Raw genomic sequence first — 16959 nt, forward strand, 5'->3', positions numbered from 1 at the left:
ACTTTCTTCAAGGGCGGCTTCGCAGCCCGGCGCGGGCGGTGCGACGATTCGACAAGCCCGCTCACCATCGGCGCCGTGTCAGACCGAAATGTTGTGTTTGGCAAGGAACGCGACAAAGGCCTCTTCGTCCAGCACCTTCAACCCCAGTTCGCTGGCCTTGGCCAACTTGGAGCCGGCACCCGGCCCGGCCACGACGCAATGGGTCTTGGCCGACACGGAGCCGGCCACCTTGGCGCCGAGGCTTTCGAGCTTGTCCTTGGCCACGTCGCGGCTCATCAACTCCAGGGAGCCGGTGAGCACCCAGGTATGCCCTGCCTCGGGTAGGCCTTCGACCACCTTCTTCTCGCTCTGCCAATGCATGCCGAAGTCCTTGAGCTGCTGCTCAATCGCCACGGCGCGGCTGGCGTTGTCCGGGTTATCAAAGAAGTCGCGCACAGCCTTGGCCTGCTTCTCCGGCAGCGCCTGGCGCATGTCGAGCCAGTCCGCCTTGATCACACCTTCCAGGCTGCCGAACTTGTCCGCAAGTTTCTGCGCGGCGCCGGGGCCGACGGAGGGTACGTGCAGCTTGTCGAGGAAGCCGCCCAAGGTGGTACTGGCGGCGAACTCGGCGCTCAGCTCACCCTGATCCTGCAATTGCAGGCCGCATTCATCAGGCGACAGCAACGCGCCGATCACTTCCTGGTTGTGGCTGTCTTCGAAGAAGCTGTGGATCTCATGGGCCACTTCCAGGCCCACATCCGGCAGGTACGTCAACACTTCCGGCAAGGCCTTCTGCACACGCTCAAGGGACGCCAGGGAGCGCGCCAGCACCTTGGCCGTCTCTTCGCCCACGTCGGGAATGCCCAGGGCGTAGATAAAGCGCGCCAGGGTCGGGGTCTTGCTGTTTTCGATGGCAGTGATCAGTTTCTTGCTGGAGATATCGGCAAAGCCTTCCAGGTCGATGATCTGCTCGTACTTGAGTTTGTAGAGGTCGGCCGGCGAACCGATGAGTTTTTCATCCACCAGTTGCTCGATGGTTTTGTCACCGAGCCCGTCAATGTCCATGGCCCGGCGCGAGACGAAATGGATAATCGCCTGCTTGAGCTGGGCACCACAGGCCAGGCGCCCGACGCAGCGGTACACCGCGCCTTCGCTGACGGTTTCCTTGCCCTTGCTGCGCTTGACCAGTTGCGTGCGCTCCACATGAGAACCGCACACCGGGCAGCTTTCGGGAATCTGCACCGCACGGGCGTGTTCCGGGCGGCGCTCGGTGACCACGGAGACAACCTGCGGGATCACATCCCCGGCACGGCGGATGATCACGGTATCGCCGATCATCAAGCCCAGGCGCGCGACTTCATCCATGTTGTGCAGGGTGGCGTTGGACACGGTGACGCCCGCGACCTTGACCGGTTTCAAGCGCGCCACCGGCGTCACGGCGCCGGTGCGGCCGACCTGGAACTCCACGTCGAGCAACTCGGTGAGTTCTTCCATGGCCGGGAATTTGTGCGCGATGGCCCAGCGCGGTTCGCGGGCGCGAAAGCCCAGTTCACGCTGGGAGGCGATGCTGTTGACCTTGAACACCACGCCGTCGATTTCATAGGGCAGGCTGTTACGTCGCTCGCCGATATCGCGGTAATAGTCCAAGCACTCCTGGATGCCCTTGGCCAGTTTCAGCTCATGGCTGATGGGCATGCCCCACTTCTGCAGTTGCTTCAAGTTACCGATATGGGTGTCGCTGATATCCCCGGTCACCTGGCCGATGCCGTAGCAGCAGAACTCCAGCGGACGACTGGCGGTGATCTTCGAATCCAGCTGACGCAAGCTGCCCGCCGCCGCATTACGCGGGTTGGCGAAGGTCTTGCCGCCGAGTTCCAGTTGCGAGGCGTTGAGCCGCTCGAAACCGGCCTTGGACATGAACACTTCGCCGCGCACTTCCAGGGTCGCCGGCCAGCCGCTGCCATGCAGTTTCAAGGGGATATTGCGCACGGTACGCACGTTGACGCTGATGTCCTCGCCAGTGGTGCCGTCACCTCGGGTGGCGCCGCGTACCAACTCGCCATCCTGATAAAGCAGGCTGACCGCGAGGCCATCCAGCTTCGGCTCGCAACTGTATTCCACCGCTGCGCCACCGCCAAACAGGTCGCCCACCGGCAGGTCAAGACCCTCGGTGACCCGGCGATCGAACTCGAGCATGGTGTTTTCATCAAACGCGTTGCCCAGGCTGAGCATCGGGATCTCATGGCGTACCTGGGTAAAGGCTGACAACGCCGCACTGCCGACCCGCTGCGTCGGCGAATCCCGCGTCACCAGGTCCGGATGCTCGGCCTCCAGGGCCTTGAGCTCGTGGAACAGCCGGTCGTACTCGGCGTCCGGAATGCTCGGTTCGTCGAGGACGTGGTAACGGTAGTTGTGCTGATCCAGTTCAGCGCGCAGTTCGAGGATGCGGGTGTGGGCGGCGGTCATGGGTGTTCTCTCATAAAGCAAAAGAGCAGCCGAAGCTGCTCAAATGTTGGTGCGCTTATTCTAATGACAACGCTGGAAACCAATCCTCAGCGTTTCTGTGTCAGGGCGCGACGCTCGAACTCGACGATGCGCTGACGGTAGTGTTCGATGGTCTGGGCGGTCAGGACGCTGCGTTGGTCATCCTTGAGCTCGCCGTTGAGTTCCTGGGACAGCTTGCGGGCAGCGGCCACCATCACGTCGAACGCTTGCTTCGGGTGACGCGGGCCCGGGAGACCGAGGAAGAAGCTCACCGCAGGGGTGCTGAACAGGTCGATGTCGTCCAGGTCGAAAGTGCCTGGCTTGACCGCGTTGGCCATGGAGAACAGCACTTCGCCGTTGCCGGCCATGCTTTCGTGGCGGTGGAAAATATCCATCTCGCCAAAGCGCAGGCCGCTTTCGAGGATGTTCTGCAACAGCGCCGGCCCCTTGAAGCCGGCGGCGTCGCGGCAGATCACGCTGATCACCAGCACTTCTTCAGCGGCAGGCTGATCGTTGACCGATTGGCGCGGCGCATTCTTGCCGGCGTTTTCATCCGGGAAATCGTCATCACGGCTGCTGAAGCTCGGGCCTTCATCGACATCGAGGTTCAGGTCACCCTGATGCGGTTCGGCAGCGGCTGCACTGGCGCGTTTGCCACGCTTGGAGGACGGCTCGCGGGCTTCACGCAGCGGCGCACTCATCGACGGCAGGTCATGCTCGTCCAGTTGCGGTTCCTTATGGGTATCCAGCACACGGGGCGGCCCCAGCAGCTCGGCGCTGCCGTCGTCGTCGGGCAAGTTGGACAGGTTGCGGTCCAGACGGAATTTGAGCTTGCCCTTGCCACCGCGCATGCGGCGCCAGCCATCAAAAAGAATACCGGCAATGACAATGATGCCGATGACGATCAGCCACTCGCGCAGACCGATTTCCATGTAATCCCGTGCCTCTAATAAAAAATGCTGAAAAATAAGGGGTTTAGCACCGTGCAAACCGCTTTAAAACGTGGCGCCAACTCTATGTTCTGACTGACGTTTTGCCCACGCATACGAAAAATTGACATTAAACTAGCACGACCAAAGATAACTTTACACCGTCTGTCAAAATGCCTTGAACAAATATGTCCATTTGCCACTTTCACTCGGCCGGTAAATCACCTGACATCGCGCGGAAAACTTTCTCTCATGGCGCAGCTCAGGATTCCACCATCGCCATCGCTTCTTCGACATCCACCGCGACCAAACGTGAACAACCCGGTTCATGCATTGTCACCCCCATCAACTGATCAGCCATTTCCATGGCAATCTTGTTGTGGGTGATATAGATGAACTGCACCGTCTGGGACATCTCCTTGACCAGTCGCGCATAGCGTCCAACGTTAGCGTCATCCAATGGTGCATCAACTTCATCGAGCATGCAGAACGGCGCCGGGTTCAACTTGAAGATGGCAAACACCAGGGCCAATGCGGTCAGGGCTTTTTCGCCGCCGGACAACAAATGAATGGTGCTGTTCTTCTTGCCCGGAGGCCGCGCCATGATCGTTACCCCTGTATCGAGTAGATCTTCGCCCGTCAGTTCCAAGTAAGCGCTGCCACCACCGAAAACTTTCGGGAATAACGCCTGTAAACCGCCATTAATCTGATCAAAGGTATCTTTGAAGCGATTACGGGTTTCCTTGTCGATCTTGCGGATTACGTTTTCCAGGGTGTCCAGGGCTTCCACCAGGTCGGCGTCCTGGGCATCCAGATAACGTTTGCGCTCGGACTGCTGCTGGTATTCATCGATGGCCGCGAGGTTGATCGCGCCCAGTCGCTGGATACGTGCGGCAATCCGTTCAAGTTCTTCCTCGGCTTCTTTCTCGCTGGCCTGGGCGGTCAAGGTATTGAGCACACCGTGCAAGTCGTAGCCGTCTTCGAGCAATTGGTCTTGCAGGGCCTTGCGGCGCACGGTCAGGGCTTGCCATTCCATGCGCTGTTGCTCGAGCTGGCCGCGAATCAGCTGGGATTGCTGCTCGGCCTGGGTCCGGCGTTTTTCTGCGTCGCGCAATTCGCGGTCGGCGTCTTCCAGGGCGATCTGTGCGGTCTTGAGTTCTTCGTCGACGGTCATGCGCTTGTCGAGCAACTCTTCAAGCTTGAGGCGCAGCTCTTCCAGCGGCGCTTCGCCCTCCTCCAGGTTGAGGCTCAGTTGCTCGCGTTTTTCGGTCAGGCGTTCGGACTGCATCTCCAGGCGCTCAAGGGCCTGGGCTGTGGAATTGTGCTGGGCCTTGAGCGAACCCAGGCGCACGGCCAACTGATGGGCGTGGTCCTTGTGCTGGCGGGCTTCCTGGCGCACACGATCAAGGCGCTCGCGCAGGCTGTCACGCTGGGCCAGCAGCAATTCGCGCTGCTCGGTGTCCAGGGCCATGCTGTCGAGGGCTTCCTGCAATTGCAGGCGCGCTTCGCCGATCTGCTCGTGTTCCAGGGCGCGCTGCTCGCCCATCTCGGCCACTTCCTCATCGAGACGGGTACGGCGCAGGGTCAGTTGCTCGGCCTTGGCTTTGCTCGCGGAAAGCTGGGCTTTCAATTCGCCTTGCTGGCGCGCTTCGTCCTGCAACAGGCGGCGCAGGTGTTCGCGGCCGGTCTCTTGCTGGCGCTGGGTGGCGCGCAGGGTTTGCAGTTCGGTTTCGAGGCTTTCCAAGGTAGCTTCGCGCTCTTCACGCTCGGCGATCAAGTTGACGATTTCCTGGCCACGGGCCAGAACGCCGCTTTCCGCTTCACTGGCACGGCGCACCCGCAGGAAGTGGCGGCCGACCCAGTAACCGTCGCGGCTGATCAGGCTTTCGCCGCCAGCCAGTTGACCACGCCGGGCCAGGGCCTGCTCCAGGGAATCCACCGGCCTGACCTGGCCCAGCCACGGCGACAGGTCAATCGCCGCCTCGACCTTATCCAGCAGGCTTCCCGGCACTCGCGTGCCATCAGCGGCGGGGCTGAGCAGACGCAGATCACCCTGGGCAAAACCGGCCAGGTCGAAGCCGCCGAAATCATCCACCAGCACGGCTTGCAGGTCGGCGCCTAAAACGGTCTCTACGGCCAGCTCCCAACCGGCTTCAACTTTCAAGCCTTCGGCCAAGCGCGGACGCTCGGCCAGGTGCTGATCACGCAGCCATTCGGCGGTGCCGGTGCCTGGGTCCAACGCCGCTTGCTGCAAGGCTTCAAGGGACGCCAGCCGGCCATTGAGCCGCTGCAAATCGCCCTGGGCCTGCTGCTGGGCCTGGGTCGCCTGTTGCAGTTGCTGACGCAATTGCTCCAGGCGCTCCACTTGTTGTTCTTCGCTGGCTTCCAGCTCCTCCAGCGTCATTTCGCTTTCGGCCAGTTGCTCGCTGAGCTCCATGATCGCCGCGTCTTCCGGGTCAGCGGCAAGCAGCACGCGCTCTTCCTGCAGGCGACGCTGGCGCTCGGCCAGGCGCTCCATGCTGGTTTCCAGTTGCTGGATGCGCGACTGCTGCACCTCGGCCTGGCGCCGCGGTTCGGCGGATTGCAGGTTGAAGGCGTCCCACTGCTCCTGCCAGCCGTGCATGGTGGTTTCGGATTCTTCCAGCGCAGCGGCGGCCTCTTCGGCGGCGGCGTTGGTGATTTCCTGCTCGGGGGTGAGCATGTCCAGCTCTTCGCCCAACGTCAGCAGCAAGGTGCGGTCGTGGCCCAGGTGCGATTCGGTCTCCAGGCGCGCGCGTTCGGCTTCCTTCAGATCATCCTGCAACTGACGCAGGCGCTGCTGGCCGTGCTGGATGCTTTGCTCGACCCGGGCAATATCACCGCCCACCGAATAGAAACGGCCCTGCACCAGATTGAAGCGCTCGGACAGGTCATGGTGCCCGTCGCGCAGGCGCTCGATGGCGGCGTCGGCATTGCGCTGTTCGGCCACCAGCGCTTCAAAGCTGATTTCCTGGGTGCCGATGATCGCTTCGCGCTGGCCCACCTGATCGTTCAACGCCTGCCAGCGCAGGGCCGACAGTTGCGCCTTGAGCTGGCGCTCTTCGCCCTTGTATTCCTGATACTTCTCGGCCGCCTGGGCCTGGCGGTGCAGGCGCTCCAACTGGCGCTCCAGCTCTTCGCGCAGGTCGGTGAGGCGGGCGAGGTTTTCATGGGTGCGGCGGATACGGTTTTCAGTCTCGCGGCGGCGCTCCTTGTACTTGGAGATGCCGGCCGCCTCCTCGATAAAGTTGCGCAGGTCTTCGGGCTTGGCTTCGATCAGCTTGGAGATCATGCCCTGTTCGATGATCGAATAGCTGCGCGGGCCCAGGCCGGTACCGAGGAAGATGTCGGTAATGTCCCGGCGTCGGCACTTGGTGCCGTTGAGGAAGTAACTGTTCTGGCTGTCGCGCGTGACCTTGCGGCGGATGGAGATTTCCGCATAGGCCGCGTATTCGCCGACCAGGGTGCCGTCGGAGTTGTCGAACACCAGTTCGATGCTGGCCTGGCTCACCGGCTTGCGGCTGGTGGAGCCGTTGAAGATGACGTCGGTCATCGACTCGCCACGCAGGTTTTTTGCCGAGCTCTCGCCCATCACCCAGCGTACGGCGTCGATGATGTTCGACTTGCCGCAGCCATTGGGCCCGACCACTGCCGCCATGTTACTGGGGAAGTTCACCGTGGTCGGGTCGACGAAGGATTTGAACCCCGCCAGTTTGATGCACTTGAGCCGCACGTTTAGGCGTCCGCCAACGCAGCGATGACCAGCGAGCTACTGCGCTGGCAGTAGGCCGACAGCACCTGGCGGATCTGCTCCAGGTCACGGGCGAGTACGGCGGCGAGCAGTTGCTCGAACAGCGCCAGGTACTCGCTCATGGACGCCTTGCGCTGATCCAGGGCCAGGTAATAGGCACGGTTCATCGCCGGCTGCAGGTTTTCGACGGTTTCCTGCAAATACGGGTTGTTGGCAAAGGGGTACGCGGCGCGCATCACATTGAAGCATTCTTCGACAAAGGCGCGGATGTCCTGGCGCTCGAAATTGCTCACCAGGCGCTGCTGGATCTGGACGAACGGCGCCATGTCGGCCTGGGTCTGCCAGCCCTGGGCGACCGCATTGCCAAGCAGGATATACAACTCGCTCATCAGCGTGCACAGGCTCTGCACCTTGTGCGCCGTGAGCTCGGTCACGTGGGCGCCACGGCGCGGCAGGATCGCGATCAGGTGGCGGCGTTCGAGGATCAGTAAAGCTTCACGCACGGAGCCACGGCTGACATTCAGCGCCAGCGTGACTTTCTGTTCCTGGATCCGCTCCCCAGGCTTGAGATCGCCGCGAATGATACGTTCGGCGAGGTGGTGAGCGATTTGCTCGGCGAGACTGTCCGGCGCCTTGAACGTCATGTTTTCCCTTCAAAATCGTCTATCGGTACAAGCGCGGCAGTGTAGCGCATTGGCCCGCTGATGGCGCTACGCCCACCGTGGCGAATTTGGCATGAAATAAGCAAAGCTGAACACCCACACGCCCCCAAAAACGCCGGTTTCAGAAGACTGAACCATAATTGAAAGTGTTGCGATCGCAATTTCCTGACCTCCCAGTCAGAAAATCATTGACCGAAAAGTCAGACATGACTAGATTCGGCGCAAAGCGGTTAACAACAATAATGAGTCTGCGAGGCCTTCCGTGATCCAGTTTTTACTTAACCAGGAACTCCGTAGCGAGCACGCCCTGGACCCCAACCTGACCGTGCTCAACTATCTGCGCGAGCATGTGGGCAAACCCGGTACCAAGGAAGGCTGCGCCAGCGGCGACTGCGGTGCGTGCACGGTGGTGGTCGGCGAGTTGCACACCGACCCTCAGGGCGTTGAGCAGATCCGTTATCGCAGCCTCAATTCCTGCCTGACATTTGTATCGTCGCTGCACGGCAAGCAATTGATCAGCGTCGAAGACCTCAAGCACCAGGGCCAACTGCACAGCGTGCAACGGGCCATGGTGGAGTGCCACGGTTCGCAATGCGGCTTTTGCACCCCCGGGTTTGTGATGTCGTTGTTCGCCCTGCAAAAGAACAGCGACGCCCCCGACAGCCAGAAGGCCCACGAAGCCCTGGCCGGCAACCTGTGCCGCTGCACCGGCTATCGGCCGATCCTGGCCGCCGCCGAACAGGCCTGCTGCAACAAACCGGCGGACCAGTTCGACAGCCGCCAGGCCGAGACCATCGCCCGCCTCAAAGCCATCGCGCCGACCCAAACCGGTGAACTCAACAGCGGCGACAAACGCTGCCTGGTGCCCCTCACCGTTGCCGACCTGGCCGACCTCTACGACGCCTACCCGCAAGCCCGCCTGCTGGCCGGCGGTACCGACCTGGCGCTGGAAGTCACCCAGTTCCACCGCACCCTGCCGGTGATGATCTATGTCGGCAATATTGAAGAGATGAAGCGCATCGAGGACTTCGACGACCGCCTGGAAATCGGCGCCGCCACTGCCCTCTCCGACTGCTACACCGTGCTGCACCACGAATACCCGGATTTCGGCGACCTGCTGCACCGCTTCGCTTCCCTGCAAATTCGTAACCAGGGCACCCTGGGCGGCAATATCGGCAACGCTTCGCCCATTGGCGATTCGCCGCCGCTGTTGATCGCTCTCGGCGCGCAGATCGTGCTGTGCAAAGGCAACACGCGCCGTACGTTGGCCCTGGAAGACTACTTCATCGACTACCGTGTGACGGCGCGCCAGGACAGCGAGTTCATCGAGAAAATCATCGTACCCAAGGGCCACGCGCTGTTCCGTGCCTACAAGGTTTCCAAGCGCCTGGACGATGATATTTCCGCCGTCTGCGCTGCATTCAACCTGAAGATCGACAACGGTGTGATCAGTGATGCCCGCGTCGCGTTCGGCGGCATGGCCGCCACGCCAAAACGCGCGAAAAACTGCGAAGCCGTGTTAGTCGGTGCCACCTGGAACGCCGCCACCGTCGAGAAAGCCTGCGCTGCCCTGGCCGAGGATTTCACCCCGCTGTCGGACTTCCGCGCCAGCAAGGAATACCGCCTGCTCAGCGCCCGGAACCTGCTGCGCAAATACTTCATCGAACTGCAAACGCCGCACATCGAGACTCGGGTGACCGCTTATGTCTAACCATCACGCCGTGGAAAAAACCCAGGCCGAACTGGCCGCGCTGTTTGCCCAGGACCTGACCTCCGGGGTCGGCCGCAGCGTCAAGCATGACAGCGCCGCCAAGCACGTGTCCGGTGAAGCGCAGTACATCGATGACCGCCTGGAATTCCCCAACCAACTGCACCTGTATGCACGCATGTCCGACCGCGCCCACGCCCGGATCATCCGCATCGACACCACGCCCTGCTACGCCTTCGACGGTGTGCGTATCGTCATCACCCACGAAGACGTGCCGGGCCTGAAAGACATCGGCCCGCTGCTGCCCGGCGACCCCTTGCTGGCCATAGACACGGTGCAGTTCGTCGGCCAGGTGGTTTTGGCCGTGGCCGCCCGCGACCTGGACACCGCACGCAAGGCCGCGATGGCGGCCGTGATCGAATATGAAGACCTGGAGCCCGTACTGGATGTGGTCGAGGCCTTTCGCAACAAGCACTTCGTGCTCGACAGCCACACCCACCAACGGGGTGATTCGACCGGCGCGCTGGCGACCGCCAAGCACCGCCTCCAGGGCACCCTGCATATCGGCGGCCAGGAACACTTCTACCTGGAAACCCAGATTTCCTCGGTAATGCCCACCGAAGACGGCGGCATGATCGTCTATTGCTCCACGCAGAACCCCACCGAAGTGCAGAAGCTGGTGGCCGAAGTGCTGGATGTGTCGATGAACAAGATCGTCGTCGATATGCGCCGCATGGGCGGCGGTTTCGGCGGCAAGGAAACCCAGGCCGCCAGCCCGGCGTGCCTGTGCGCGGTGGTGGCGCGCCTCACCGGCCAGCCGACCAAGATGCGCCTGCCGCGCGTCGAAGACATGCTGATGACCGGCAAGCGCCACCCCTTCTATATCGAATACGACGTGGGCTTCGACGACAGCGGTCGCCTGCACGGGATCAACCTAGAGCTGGCCGGTAACTGCGGCTGCTCGCCGGACCTGTCCAACTCGATCGTCGACCGCGCCATGTTCCACGCCGACAACGCGTATTACCTGGGCGATGCCACGGTGAACGGCCATCGCTGCAAGACCAACACCGCGTCCAACACCGCCTATCGCGGCTTCGGTGGCCCGCAAGGCATGGTCGCCATCGAGGAAGTGATGGACGCCATCGCGCGCCATCTGGGGCTGGACCCGTTGGCGGTGCGCAAGGCCAATTACTACGGCAAGACCGAGCGCAACGTCACCCACTACTACCAGACCGTCGAGCACAACATGCTCGAAGAGATGACCGCCGAACTTGAAGCCAGCAGCCAATACGCCGAGCGCCGCGAAGCGGTCCGCCTGTACAACGCCCACAGCCCGATCCTGAAAAAAGGCCTGGCGCTGACGCCGGTGAAATTCGGGATCTCGTTCACGGCGAGCTTCCTGAACCAGGCGGGCGCGCTGATCCATATCTACACCGACGGCAGCATCCACCTGAACCACGGCGGCACCGAGATGGGCCAGGGCTTGAACACCAAAGTCGCGCAAGTGGTGGCCGAAGTGTTCCAGGTGGACATCGACCGCGTGCAGATCACCGCCACCAACACCGACAAAGTGCCCAACACCTCGCCGACTGCTGCCTCCAGCGGTGCGGACCTGAACGGCAAGGCCGCCCAGAACGCCGCCGAAACCATCAAGCAACGCCTGGTGGAATTCGCCGCGCGCAAGTACGACGTGAGCGAAGCGGATGTGGAGTTCCATAACGGCCATGTGCGCGTGCGCGAGCAAATCCTGAGCTTTGAAGCGTTGATCCAGCAGGCGTATTTCGCCCAGGTGTCGCTGTCGAGCACCGGCTTCTACAAGACTCCGAAAATCTTCTACGACCGCAGCCAGGCCCGCGGTCGGCCGTTCTACTACTTCGCCTTCGGCGCGGCGTGCTGCGAAGTGATCGTCGACACCCTGACCGGCGAATACAAGATGCTGCGCACCGACATCCTCCACGATGTGGGCGCCTCACTGAACCCGGCCATCGACATCGGCCAGGTAGAAGGAGGCTTTATCCAGGGCATGGGCTGGCTGACCATGGAAGAGCTGGTGTGGAACAACAAGGGCAAGCTAGAGACCTGCGGCCCGGCCAGCTACAAGATCCCGGCGGTGGCCGACATGCCTTTGGATTTGCGTGTGAAGCTGGTGGAAAACCGCAAGAACCCGGAAGACACGGTGTTCCATTCCAAGGCCGTGGGCGAGCCACCGTTCATGCTCGGAATTGCCTCGTGGTGCGCGATCAAGGATGCGGTGGCGAGCCTGGCTGATTATCGCCATCAGCCGAAGATCGATGCGCCGGCGACACCGGAGCGGGTGTTGTGGGGGTGTGAGCAGATGCGCAAGTTGCAGACGGCGACAGCTGTCGAGACTGAAACTGAAATGGCTTCGCTCTAGACCGAGGCGCTGCCCGAACTGACAACAGTAATGTTGAGGTAAACATGAACAACTGGATCAGCGCCCTCGCCGACCTGCAAAACCAGAGTGAACCCTGCGTACTGGTGACCATCATCGAAGAGCTCGGCTCCACGCCGCGCAATGCCGGTTCGAAGATGGTGATCAGTGCCGCGCAAACCTTCGACACCATCGGCGGCGGGCACCTGGAATACAAGGCCATGCAGATCGCCCGCGACATGCTTGTGCGTGGCCAGCAGAACACCCATCTGGAGCGCTTCAGCCTCGGCGCCAGCCTGGGCCAGTGCTGCGGTGGCATCACCGTGCTGCTGTTCGAACCCATGGGCCAGGTACAGGCGCAGATCGCGGTGTTCGGCGCCGGCCATGTCGGCCGCGCGCTGGTGCCGTTGCTGGCGAGCCTGCCGTGCCGGGTACGATGGATCGATTCCCGCGAGCAGGAGTTTCCGGAACATATCCCCCAGGGCGTGCGTAAAATCGTCAGCGAAGAGCCGGTGGACGAAATTGCCGACCTGCCGGTGGGCAGTTACTGCATCGTCATGACCCACAATCACGCGCTGGACCTGGAACTCACCGCCGCCCTGCTCAAACGCAATGACTTTGCCTACTTCGGCCTGATCGGCTCGAAGACCAAACGCGTCAAGTTCGAACACCGCCTGCGCGATCGCGGCTTCGACGCCGCGCAGATGCAACGCATGCGTTGCCCCATGGGCCTCAGCGAGGTGAAGGGCAAGTTGCCGGTGGAGATCGCCATCTCCATCGCCGGCGAAATCATCGCCACCTATAACGCCAGTTTCGGCCAGCACACCGCGAGCGCCGAACCCATTGCCAAATTGCTGCCGGCCTCGCGCCGAAGCCAAGCTATCAATTGAGACGACCATGCCTTTGACTCGCAAAGCCTACCGTGCCGCCCTCCTGCACAGCATCGCCGACCCCGCTGAAGTTGGGATCGAAGCCTCCTACGAGTATTTCGAAGACGGCCTGCTGGTGATCGAAAACGGCCGGATCAGCGCCGTGGGCCATGCCGCCGACCTGCTGCCGAGCTTGCCTGCCGACATCGACATCACCCATTACCAGGATGCGCTGATCATCCCCGGCCTGATCGACACCCATATCCACCTGCCGCAAACCGGCATGGTCGGCGCGTATGGCGAGCAGTTGCTGGACTGGCTCAACACCTACACCTTCCCGTGCGAAGGCCAGTTCGCCGACAAGGCCCACGCCGAAGAAGTCGCAGGCATTTTTATCAAGGAACTGCTGCGCAACGGCACCACCACCGCACTGGTGTTCGGCAGTGTGCATCCGCAGTCGGTGAACGCATTCTTTGAGGCGGCGGAAAAACTCGACCTGCGCATGATCGCCGGCAAGGTGATGATGGACCGCAACGCTCCGGACTACCTTACCGACACCGCCGAATCCGGCTACCAGCAAAGCAAGGCGCTGATCGAACGCTGGCACGGCAAGGGCCGCCTGCACTACGCGGTCACCCCGCGTTTTGCGCCGACCAGCACGCCGGAACAATTGGCGCTCGCCGGGCAACTGCTGGGCGAGTACCCGGACCTGTACATGCAGACGCACATCAGTGAGAACAAGCAGGAAGTCGAGTGGGTGAAGGCGCTGTTTCCGGAGCGCAGCGGCTATCTGGATGTGTACGACCACTACCAGCTGCTGGGCGAGCGCTCGGTGTTTGCCCACGGCGTGCACCTGTGTGATGACGAGTGCGCACGGTTGGCGGAGACGGGGTCGGCGGTGGCGTTCTGTCCGACCTCGAACCTCTTCCTCGGCAGCGGCCTGTTCAACCTGCCGATGGCCGAGAAACACAAGCTGAATGTCGGCCTGGGCACCGATGTGGGTGGCGGCACCAGTTTCTCGCTGCTGCAAACCTTGAACGAAGCCTACAAGGTCATGCAACTGCAGGGCGCGCGGTTGAGCCCCTTCAAGTCACTGTACCTGGCTACCCTGGGTGGTGCGCGGGCACTGCGCCTGGAAGACAAGATCGGCACGCTGCAGCCGGGCACCGATGCCGACTTCCTGGTGCTGGACTACAACGCCACGCCGCTGCTGAGCTATCGCTTGAAGCAAGCCAATAACATTGCCGAGACGTTGTTCGTGTTGATGACCCTGGGGGATGATCGGACGGTGTTGCAGACGTATGCGGCCGGCCAACTCGTGCACCAACGCTGATCTGCGCCACGACACAAAACAAATGTGGGAGGGGGCTTGCTCCCGATAGCGGTGGATCAGGCACTTAATTCAGTGACTGACACTCTGCCATCGGGAGCAAGCCCCCTCCCACATTTTTTAATCGGGTTTACAGCTTGACCGAAGAACGCCCCGGCTTCTTGGTCTGCAACAGATGCGAGAACACCGCATGCAAATCATCCGACGCACTTTCCTCGTCGAGGTTGAGCTTGCTGTCGATGTGATCCATGTGATGCATCATCAAATTCACCGCCAGCGCCGCGTCCCTCGCTTCGATAGCGTCGATCAGTTGCGTGTGCTCATCGTAGGAGCAGTGCGAGCGGTTGCCGCTTTCGTACTGGGCGATGATCAACGAGGTCTGGGACACCAGGCTGCGCTGGAAGCTGATCAGCGGCGCGTTTTTCGCGGCCTCGGCCAGCTTGAGGTGGAACTCGCCGGAGAGGCGGATGCCCGCCCCGCGATCGCCGCGGGAGAAGCTGTCGCGCTCGTCGTTGACCATCTGGCGCAGTTCGGCCAGTTGCTCGGCGGTGGCGTGCTGCACCGCCAGCTCGGTGATCGCTCGCTCTACCAGGCGCCGGGCCAGGAACACCTGGCGTGCTTCTTCCACGCTTGGGCTCGCCACCACCGCGCCACGATTGGGCCGCAGCAACACCACGCCTTCATGGGCCAGGCGCGACAGCGCGCGGCGAATAATGGTGCGGCTGACGCCGAAGATTTCGCCCAGTGCCTCTTCGCTCAATTTGGTACCGGGTGCCAGGCGCTGCTCGAGGATCGCCTCGAAGATATGCGCGTAGACGATATCGTCCTGGGTTCCGCTGCGACCGACCTTGCCGGCTCGCGGTTGTTTCTTGAGAGGTTGCAACTGTTCGTTCATGGGCACTCGGGTAGGGAGAACGGCGGCGAATTAACGGTAATACGGCAACTTTAAGGTAATACGGCAACACGGGGTCGCTGGCAAGTATCACCTAAAAACAGCGCACATTGTACACAACCCACTGCGCCAACACACTGTACGGCTGTTTGCGGTGCCGTCTGTATTGCAATGAGTCGTTACGTTTGAGTTTAGGCTTGAATCTGCGCCGTCACCGGCAAACACCCAGGTAAAAGGAACACCTCTCCATGACCGACGCCACCCAAGCGCCCTTGCGCCCGCTGGCCGACACTTCTGCCTCCGCCGTCGTCGCCGGCTTTATCGCCATGATGACCGGCTATACCAGCTCCCTGGTGCTGATGTTCCAGGCCGGCCAGGCGGCCGGCTTGACCACGGCGCAGATTTCTTCGTGGATCTGGGCGATTTCCATCGGCATGGCGGTCTGCAGCATCGGCCTGTCCCTGCGCTATCGCACGCCGATCACCATTGCCTGGTCCACCCCCGGCGCGGCGCTGTTGATCACCAGCCTGGGCGGTGTGACTTACGGCGAGGCCATCGGCGCCTACATCACCTGCGCGGTGCTGGTGACGCTCTGCGGGCTCACCGGCAGCTTTGAAAAACTGGTCAAGCGCATCCCGGCATCGTTGGCGGCCGCGTTGCTGGCGGGGATCCTGTTCAAGATCGGCAGCGAAATTTTCGTCGCCGCGCAGCATCGCACCGGCCTGGTACTGGGGATGTTTTTCACCTACCTGATCATCAAGCGTCTGTCGCCACGCTACGCGGTACTGGCCGCCCTGATGATCGGTACCCTGCTGTCGGGGCTGATGGGCTTGCTGGACTTCAGCGGTTTCCACCTGGAAGTGGCGACGCCGGTGTGGACGACACCGCACTTCTCGTTGGCGGCAACCATCAGCATCGGGATTCCGTTGTTCGTGGTGGCGATGACCTCGCAGAACATGCCCGGCGTCGCCGTACTGCGGGCCGATGGCTATAACGTGCCGGCCTCGCCGCTGATCACCGCCACCGGCCTGGCCTCGCTGGTGCTGGCGCCCTTTGGCTCCCACGGCATCAACCTGGCGGCGATCAGCGCAGCGATCTGCACCGGCCCCCATGCCCATGAAGACCGTAATAAACGCTACACCGCCGCCGTATGGTGCGGGGTGTTCTACGGGATAGCCGGGGTGTTCGGCGCAACACTGGCGGCACTGTTCGCAGCCTTGCCCAAGGAACTGGTGCTGTCGATTGCGGCCTTGGCCTTGTTTGGCTCGATCATCAATGGCTTGAGTATCGCCATGAATGAGCCGAAGGAACGGGAAGCGGCGCTGATCACCTTTATGGTCACCGCGTCAGGCTTGACGTTGTTTTCCATCGGCTCGGCGTTCTGGGGGATTGTGGCGGGGGTGTTGACGCTGCTGATTCTGAACTGGCGCAAGGCATAAAAAAACGGCGACCCTCAGGTCGCCGTTTTTTTCAGTATCACTTAGCCGCGTTGATCGGCTTTTCCGGATACCACACGTCCAGCAGCGGGCTGACTTCAGCCTTGGTCAGCTCGGAACGGGTTTTCAGCCAGGCTTCGACGGCAGCGCGCTGCTCTTCGGAGACCGAGCCACGCTTCTGCAGGCAAACCAGACCGTAGTCATCGCCGCCGACATAGCCCAGGCCGTTGGCTTCCATGGCTTCTTTGATGAATGCTTCGAGGAAAGCGTCGATAGCTTCTTCACTCAGGCCTTCTTTGAAGTCCAGGTTCAGTTCGAAACCCAGCTCTTGAAATTCATCAACGCACAGTTTTTTGCGCAGACGCTGGGAACGGTTAGTCGCCATTGGAACAATCCTCATAAGTAATAACGGGCGGCACTTTAGCAGTTTAAGACGACGATTGCCCGACTCTCTGGGACAGGCGGCCGTTTGCTGTTAAAAAAACGCCAATTACCAGCTATCGTTCAGC

The 16959-nt window shown here is 61.6% G+C and carries 11 protein-coding genes; 5 read left to right on the forward strand and 6 right to left on the reverse strand.

Annotated elements, in window-relative coordinates:
- Window positions 1-78: 78 nt before the first annotated feature.
- The 4 genes from ligA to BFP99_RS06255 all read right to left on the reverse strand — a co-directional run bounded on the left by ligA (window position 79) and on the right by BFP99_RS06255 (window position 7805).
- A complete protein-coding gene (gene ligA, locus BFP99_RS06240) occupies window positions 79-2445 on the reverse strand; it encodes an NAD-dependent DNA ligase LigA (RefSeq protein WP_065924758.1) in 2367 nt (788 codons plus the stop codon).
- A gap of 86 nt (window positions 2446-2531) precedes the next feature.
- On the reverse strand, window positions 2532-3395 hold the full coding sequence (zipA, locus tag BFP99_RS06245; protein ID WP_065924759.1) for a cell division protein ZipA: 864 nt from the start codon (window positions 3393-3395) through the stop codon (window positions 2532-2534).
- 259 nt (window positions 3396-3654) lie between these two features.
- The gene (smc, locus tag BFP99_RS06250) at window positions 3655-7143 is read right to left on the reverse strand and encodes a chromosome segregation protein SMC (protein WP_065924760.1); all 3489 of its coding nucleotides are present in this window, start codon (window positions 7141-7143) and stop codon (window positions 3655-3657) included.
- A 2-nt stretch (window positions 7144-7145) separates the two neighbouring features.
- Window positions 7146-7805 carry a GntR family transcriptional regulator gene (locus tag BFP99_RS06255; RefSeq protein ID WP_027603706.1) on the reverse strand — a complete coding sequence of 220 codons (660 nt, stop codon included), beginning with the start codon at window positions 7803-7805 and terminating at the stop codon, window positions 7146-7148.
- 280 nt (window positions 7806-8085) lie between these two features.
- Between BFP99_RS06255 and xdhA the strand changes: the two genes are divergently transcribed.
- Genes xdhA through guaD form a run of 4 tightly spaced genes read left to right on the forward strand, consistent with a single transcriptional unit; the run spans window position 8086 to window position 14125 of the window.
- Window positions 8086-9534: a xanthine dehydrogenase small subunit gene (xdhA, locus tag BFP99_RS06260; protein ID WP_065946884.1), complete on the forward strand. Its 1449-nt coding sequence runs from the start codon at window positions 8086-8088 to the stop codon at window positions 9532-9534.
- Complete coding sequence (xdhB, locus tag BFP99_RS06265; RefSeq protein WP_065946885.1) at window positions 9527-11926, forward strand: xanthine dehydrogenase molybdopterin binding subunit; 2400 nt, start codon at window positions 9527-9529, stop codon at window positions 11924-11926. The genes xdhA and xdhB overlap by 8 nt, the downstream gene beginning before the upstream one ends.
- Before the next feature lie 44 nt (window positions 11927-11970).
- Window positions 11971-12813: a xanthine dehydrogenase accessory protein XdhC gene (xdhC, locus tag BFP99_RS06270; RefSeq protein ID WP_065946886.1), complete on the forward strand. Its 843-nt coding sequence runs from the start codon at window positions 11971-11973 to the stop codon at window positions 12811-12813.
- Between the two features lie 7 nt (window positions 12814-12820).
- Window positions 12821-14125 (forward strand): guanine deaminase, encoded by a 1305-nt coding sequence (gene guaD / locus BFP99_RS06275; RefSeq protein WP_065946887.1) that lies wholly within the window; start codon window positions 12821-12823, stop codon window positions 14123-14125.
- Between the two features lie 127 nt (window positions 14126-14252).
- Here guaD and BFP99_RS06280 read toward each other — a convergent pair whose 3' ends face one another.
- Complete coding sequence (locus BFP99_RS06280; protein ID WP_065924765.1) at window positions 14253-15017, reverse strand: GntR family transcriptional regulator; 765 nt, start codon at window positions 15015-15017, stop codon at window positions 14253-14255.
- 245 nt (window positions 15018-15262) lie between these two features.
- Between BFP99_RS06280 and BFP99_RS06285 the strand changes: the two genes are divergently transcribed.
- On the forward strand, window positions 15263-16453 hold the full coding sequence (locus tag BFP99_RS06285; protein WP_065946888.1) for a benzoate/H(+) symporter BenE family transporter: 1191 nt from the start codon (window positions 15263-15265) through the stop codon (window positions 16451-16453).
- Window positions 16454-16490: 37 nt separating this feature from the next.
- Here the strand turns inward: BFP99_RS06285 and BFP99_RS06290 are convergent, their stop codons facing one another.
- Window positions 16491-16835 (reverse strand): YggL family protein, encoded by a 345-nt coding sequence (locus BFP99_RS06290; RefSeq protein WP_010208515.1) that lies wholly within the window; start codon window positions 16833-16835, stop codon window positions 16491-16493.
- Between the last annotated feature and the right edge of the window lie 124 nt (window positions 16836-16959).

The organism is Pseudomonas sp. 1 R 17 (assembly GCF_900067035.1).
Lineage (GTDB): Bacteria > Pseudomonadota > Gammaproteobacteria > Pseudomonadales > Pseudomonadaceae > Aquipseudomonas > Aquipseudomonas marginalis.

What these genes read in the sequence shown, in the direction of transcription:
- zipA (WP_065924759.1), bottom strand. Translation starts at nt 3,395, where the DNA reads ATGGAAATCGGTCTGCGCGAGTGGCTGATCGTCATCGGCATCATTGTC.
- BFP99_RS06255 (WP_027603706.1), bottom strand. Translation starts at nt 7,805, where the DNA reads ATGACGTTCAAGGCGCCGGACAGTCTCGCCGAGCAAATCGCTCACCAC.
- ligA (WP_065924758.1), bottom strand. Translation starts at nt 2,445, where the DNA reads ATGACCGCCGCCCACACCCGCATCCTCGAACTGCGCGCTGAACTGGAT.
- BFP99_RS06285 (WP_065946888.1), top strand. Translation starts at nt 15,263, where the DNA reads ATGACCGACGCCACCCAAGCGCCCTTGCGCCCGCTGGCCGACACTTCT.
- xdhC (WP_065946886.1), top strand. Translation starts at nt 11,971, where the DNA reads ATGAACAACTGGATCAGCGCCCTCGCCGACCTGCAAAACCAGAGTGAA.
- guaD (WP_065946887.1), top strand. Translation starts at nt 12,821, where the DNA reads ATGCCTTTGACTCGCAAAGCCTACCGTGCCGCCCTCCTGCACAGCATC.
- BFP99_RS06290 (WP_010208515.1), bottom strand. Translation starts at nt 16,835, where the DNA reads ATGGCGACTAACCGTTCCCAGCGTCTGCGCAAAAAACTGTGCGTTGAT.
- BFP99_RS06280 (WP_065924765.1), bottom strand. Translation starts at nt 15,017, where the DNA reads ATGAACGAACAGTTGCAACCTCTCAAGAAACAACCGCGAGCCGGCAAG.
- xdhB (WP_065946885.1), top strand. Translation starts at nt 9,527, where the DNA reads ATGTCTAACCATCACGCCGTGGAAAAAACCCAGGCCGAACTGGCCGCG.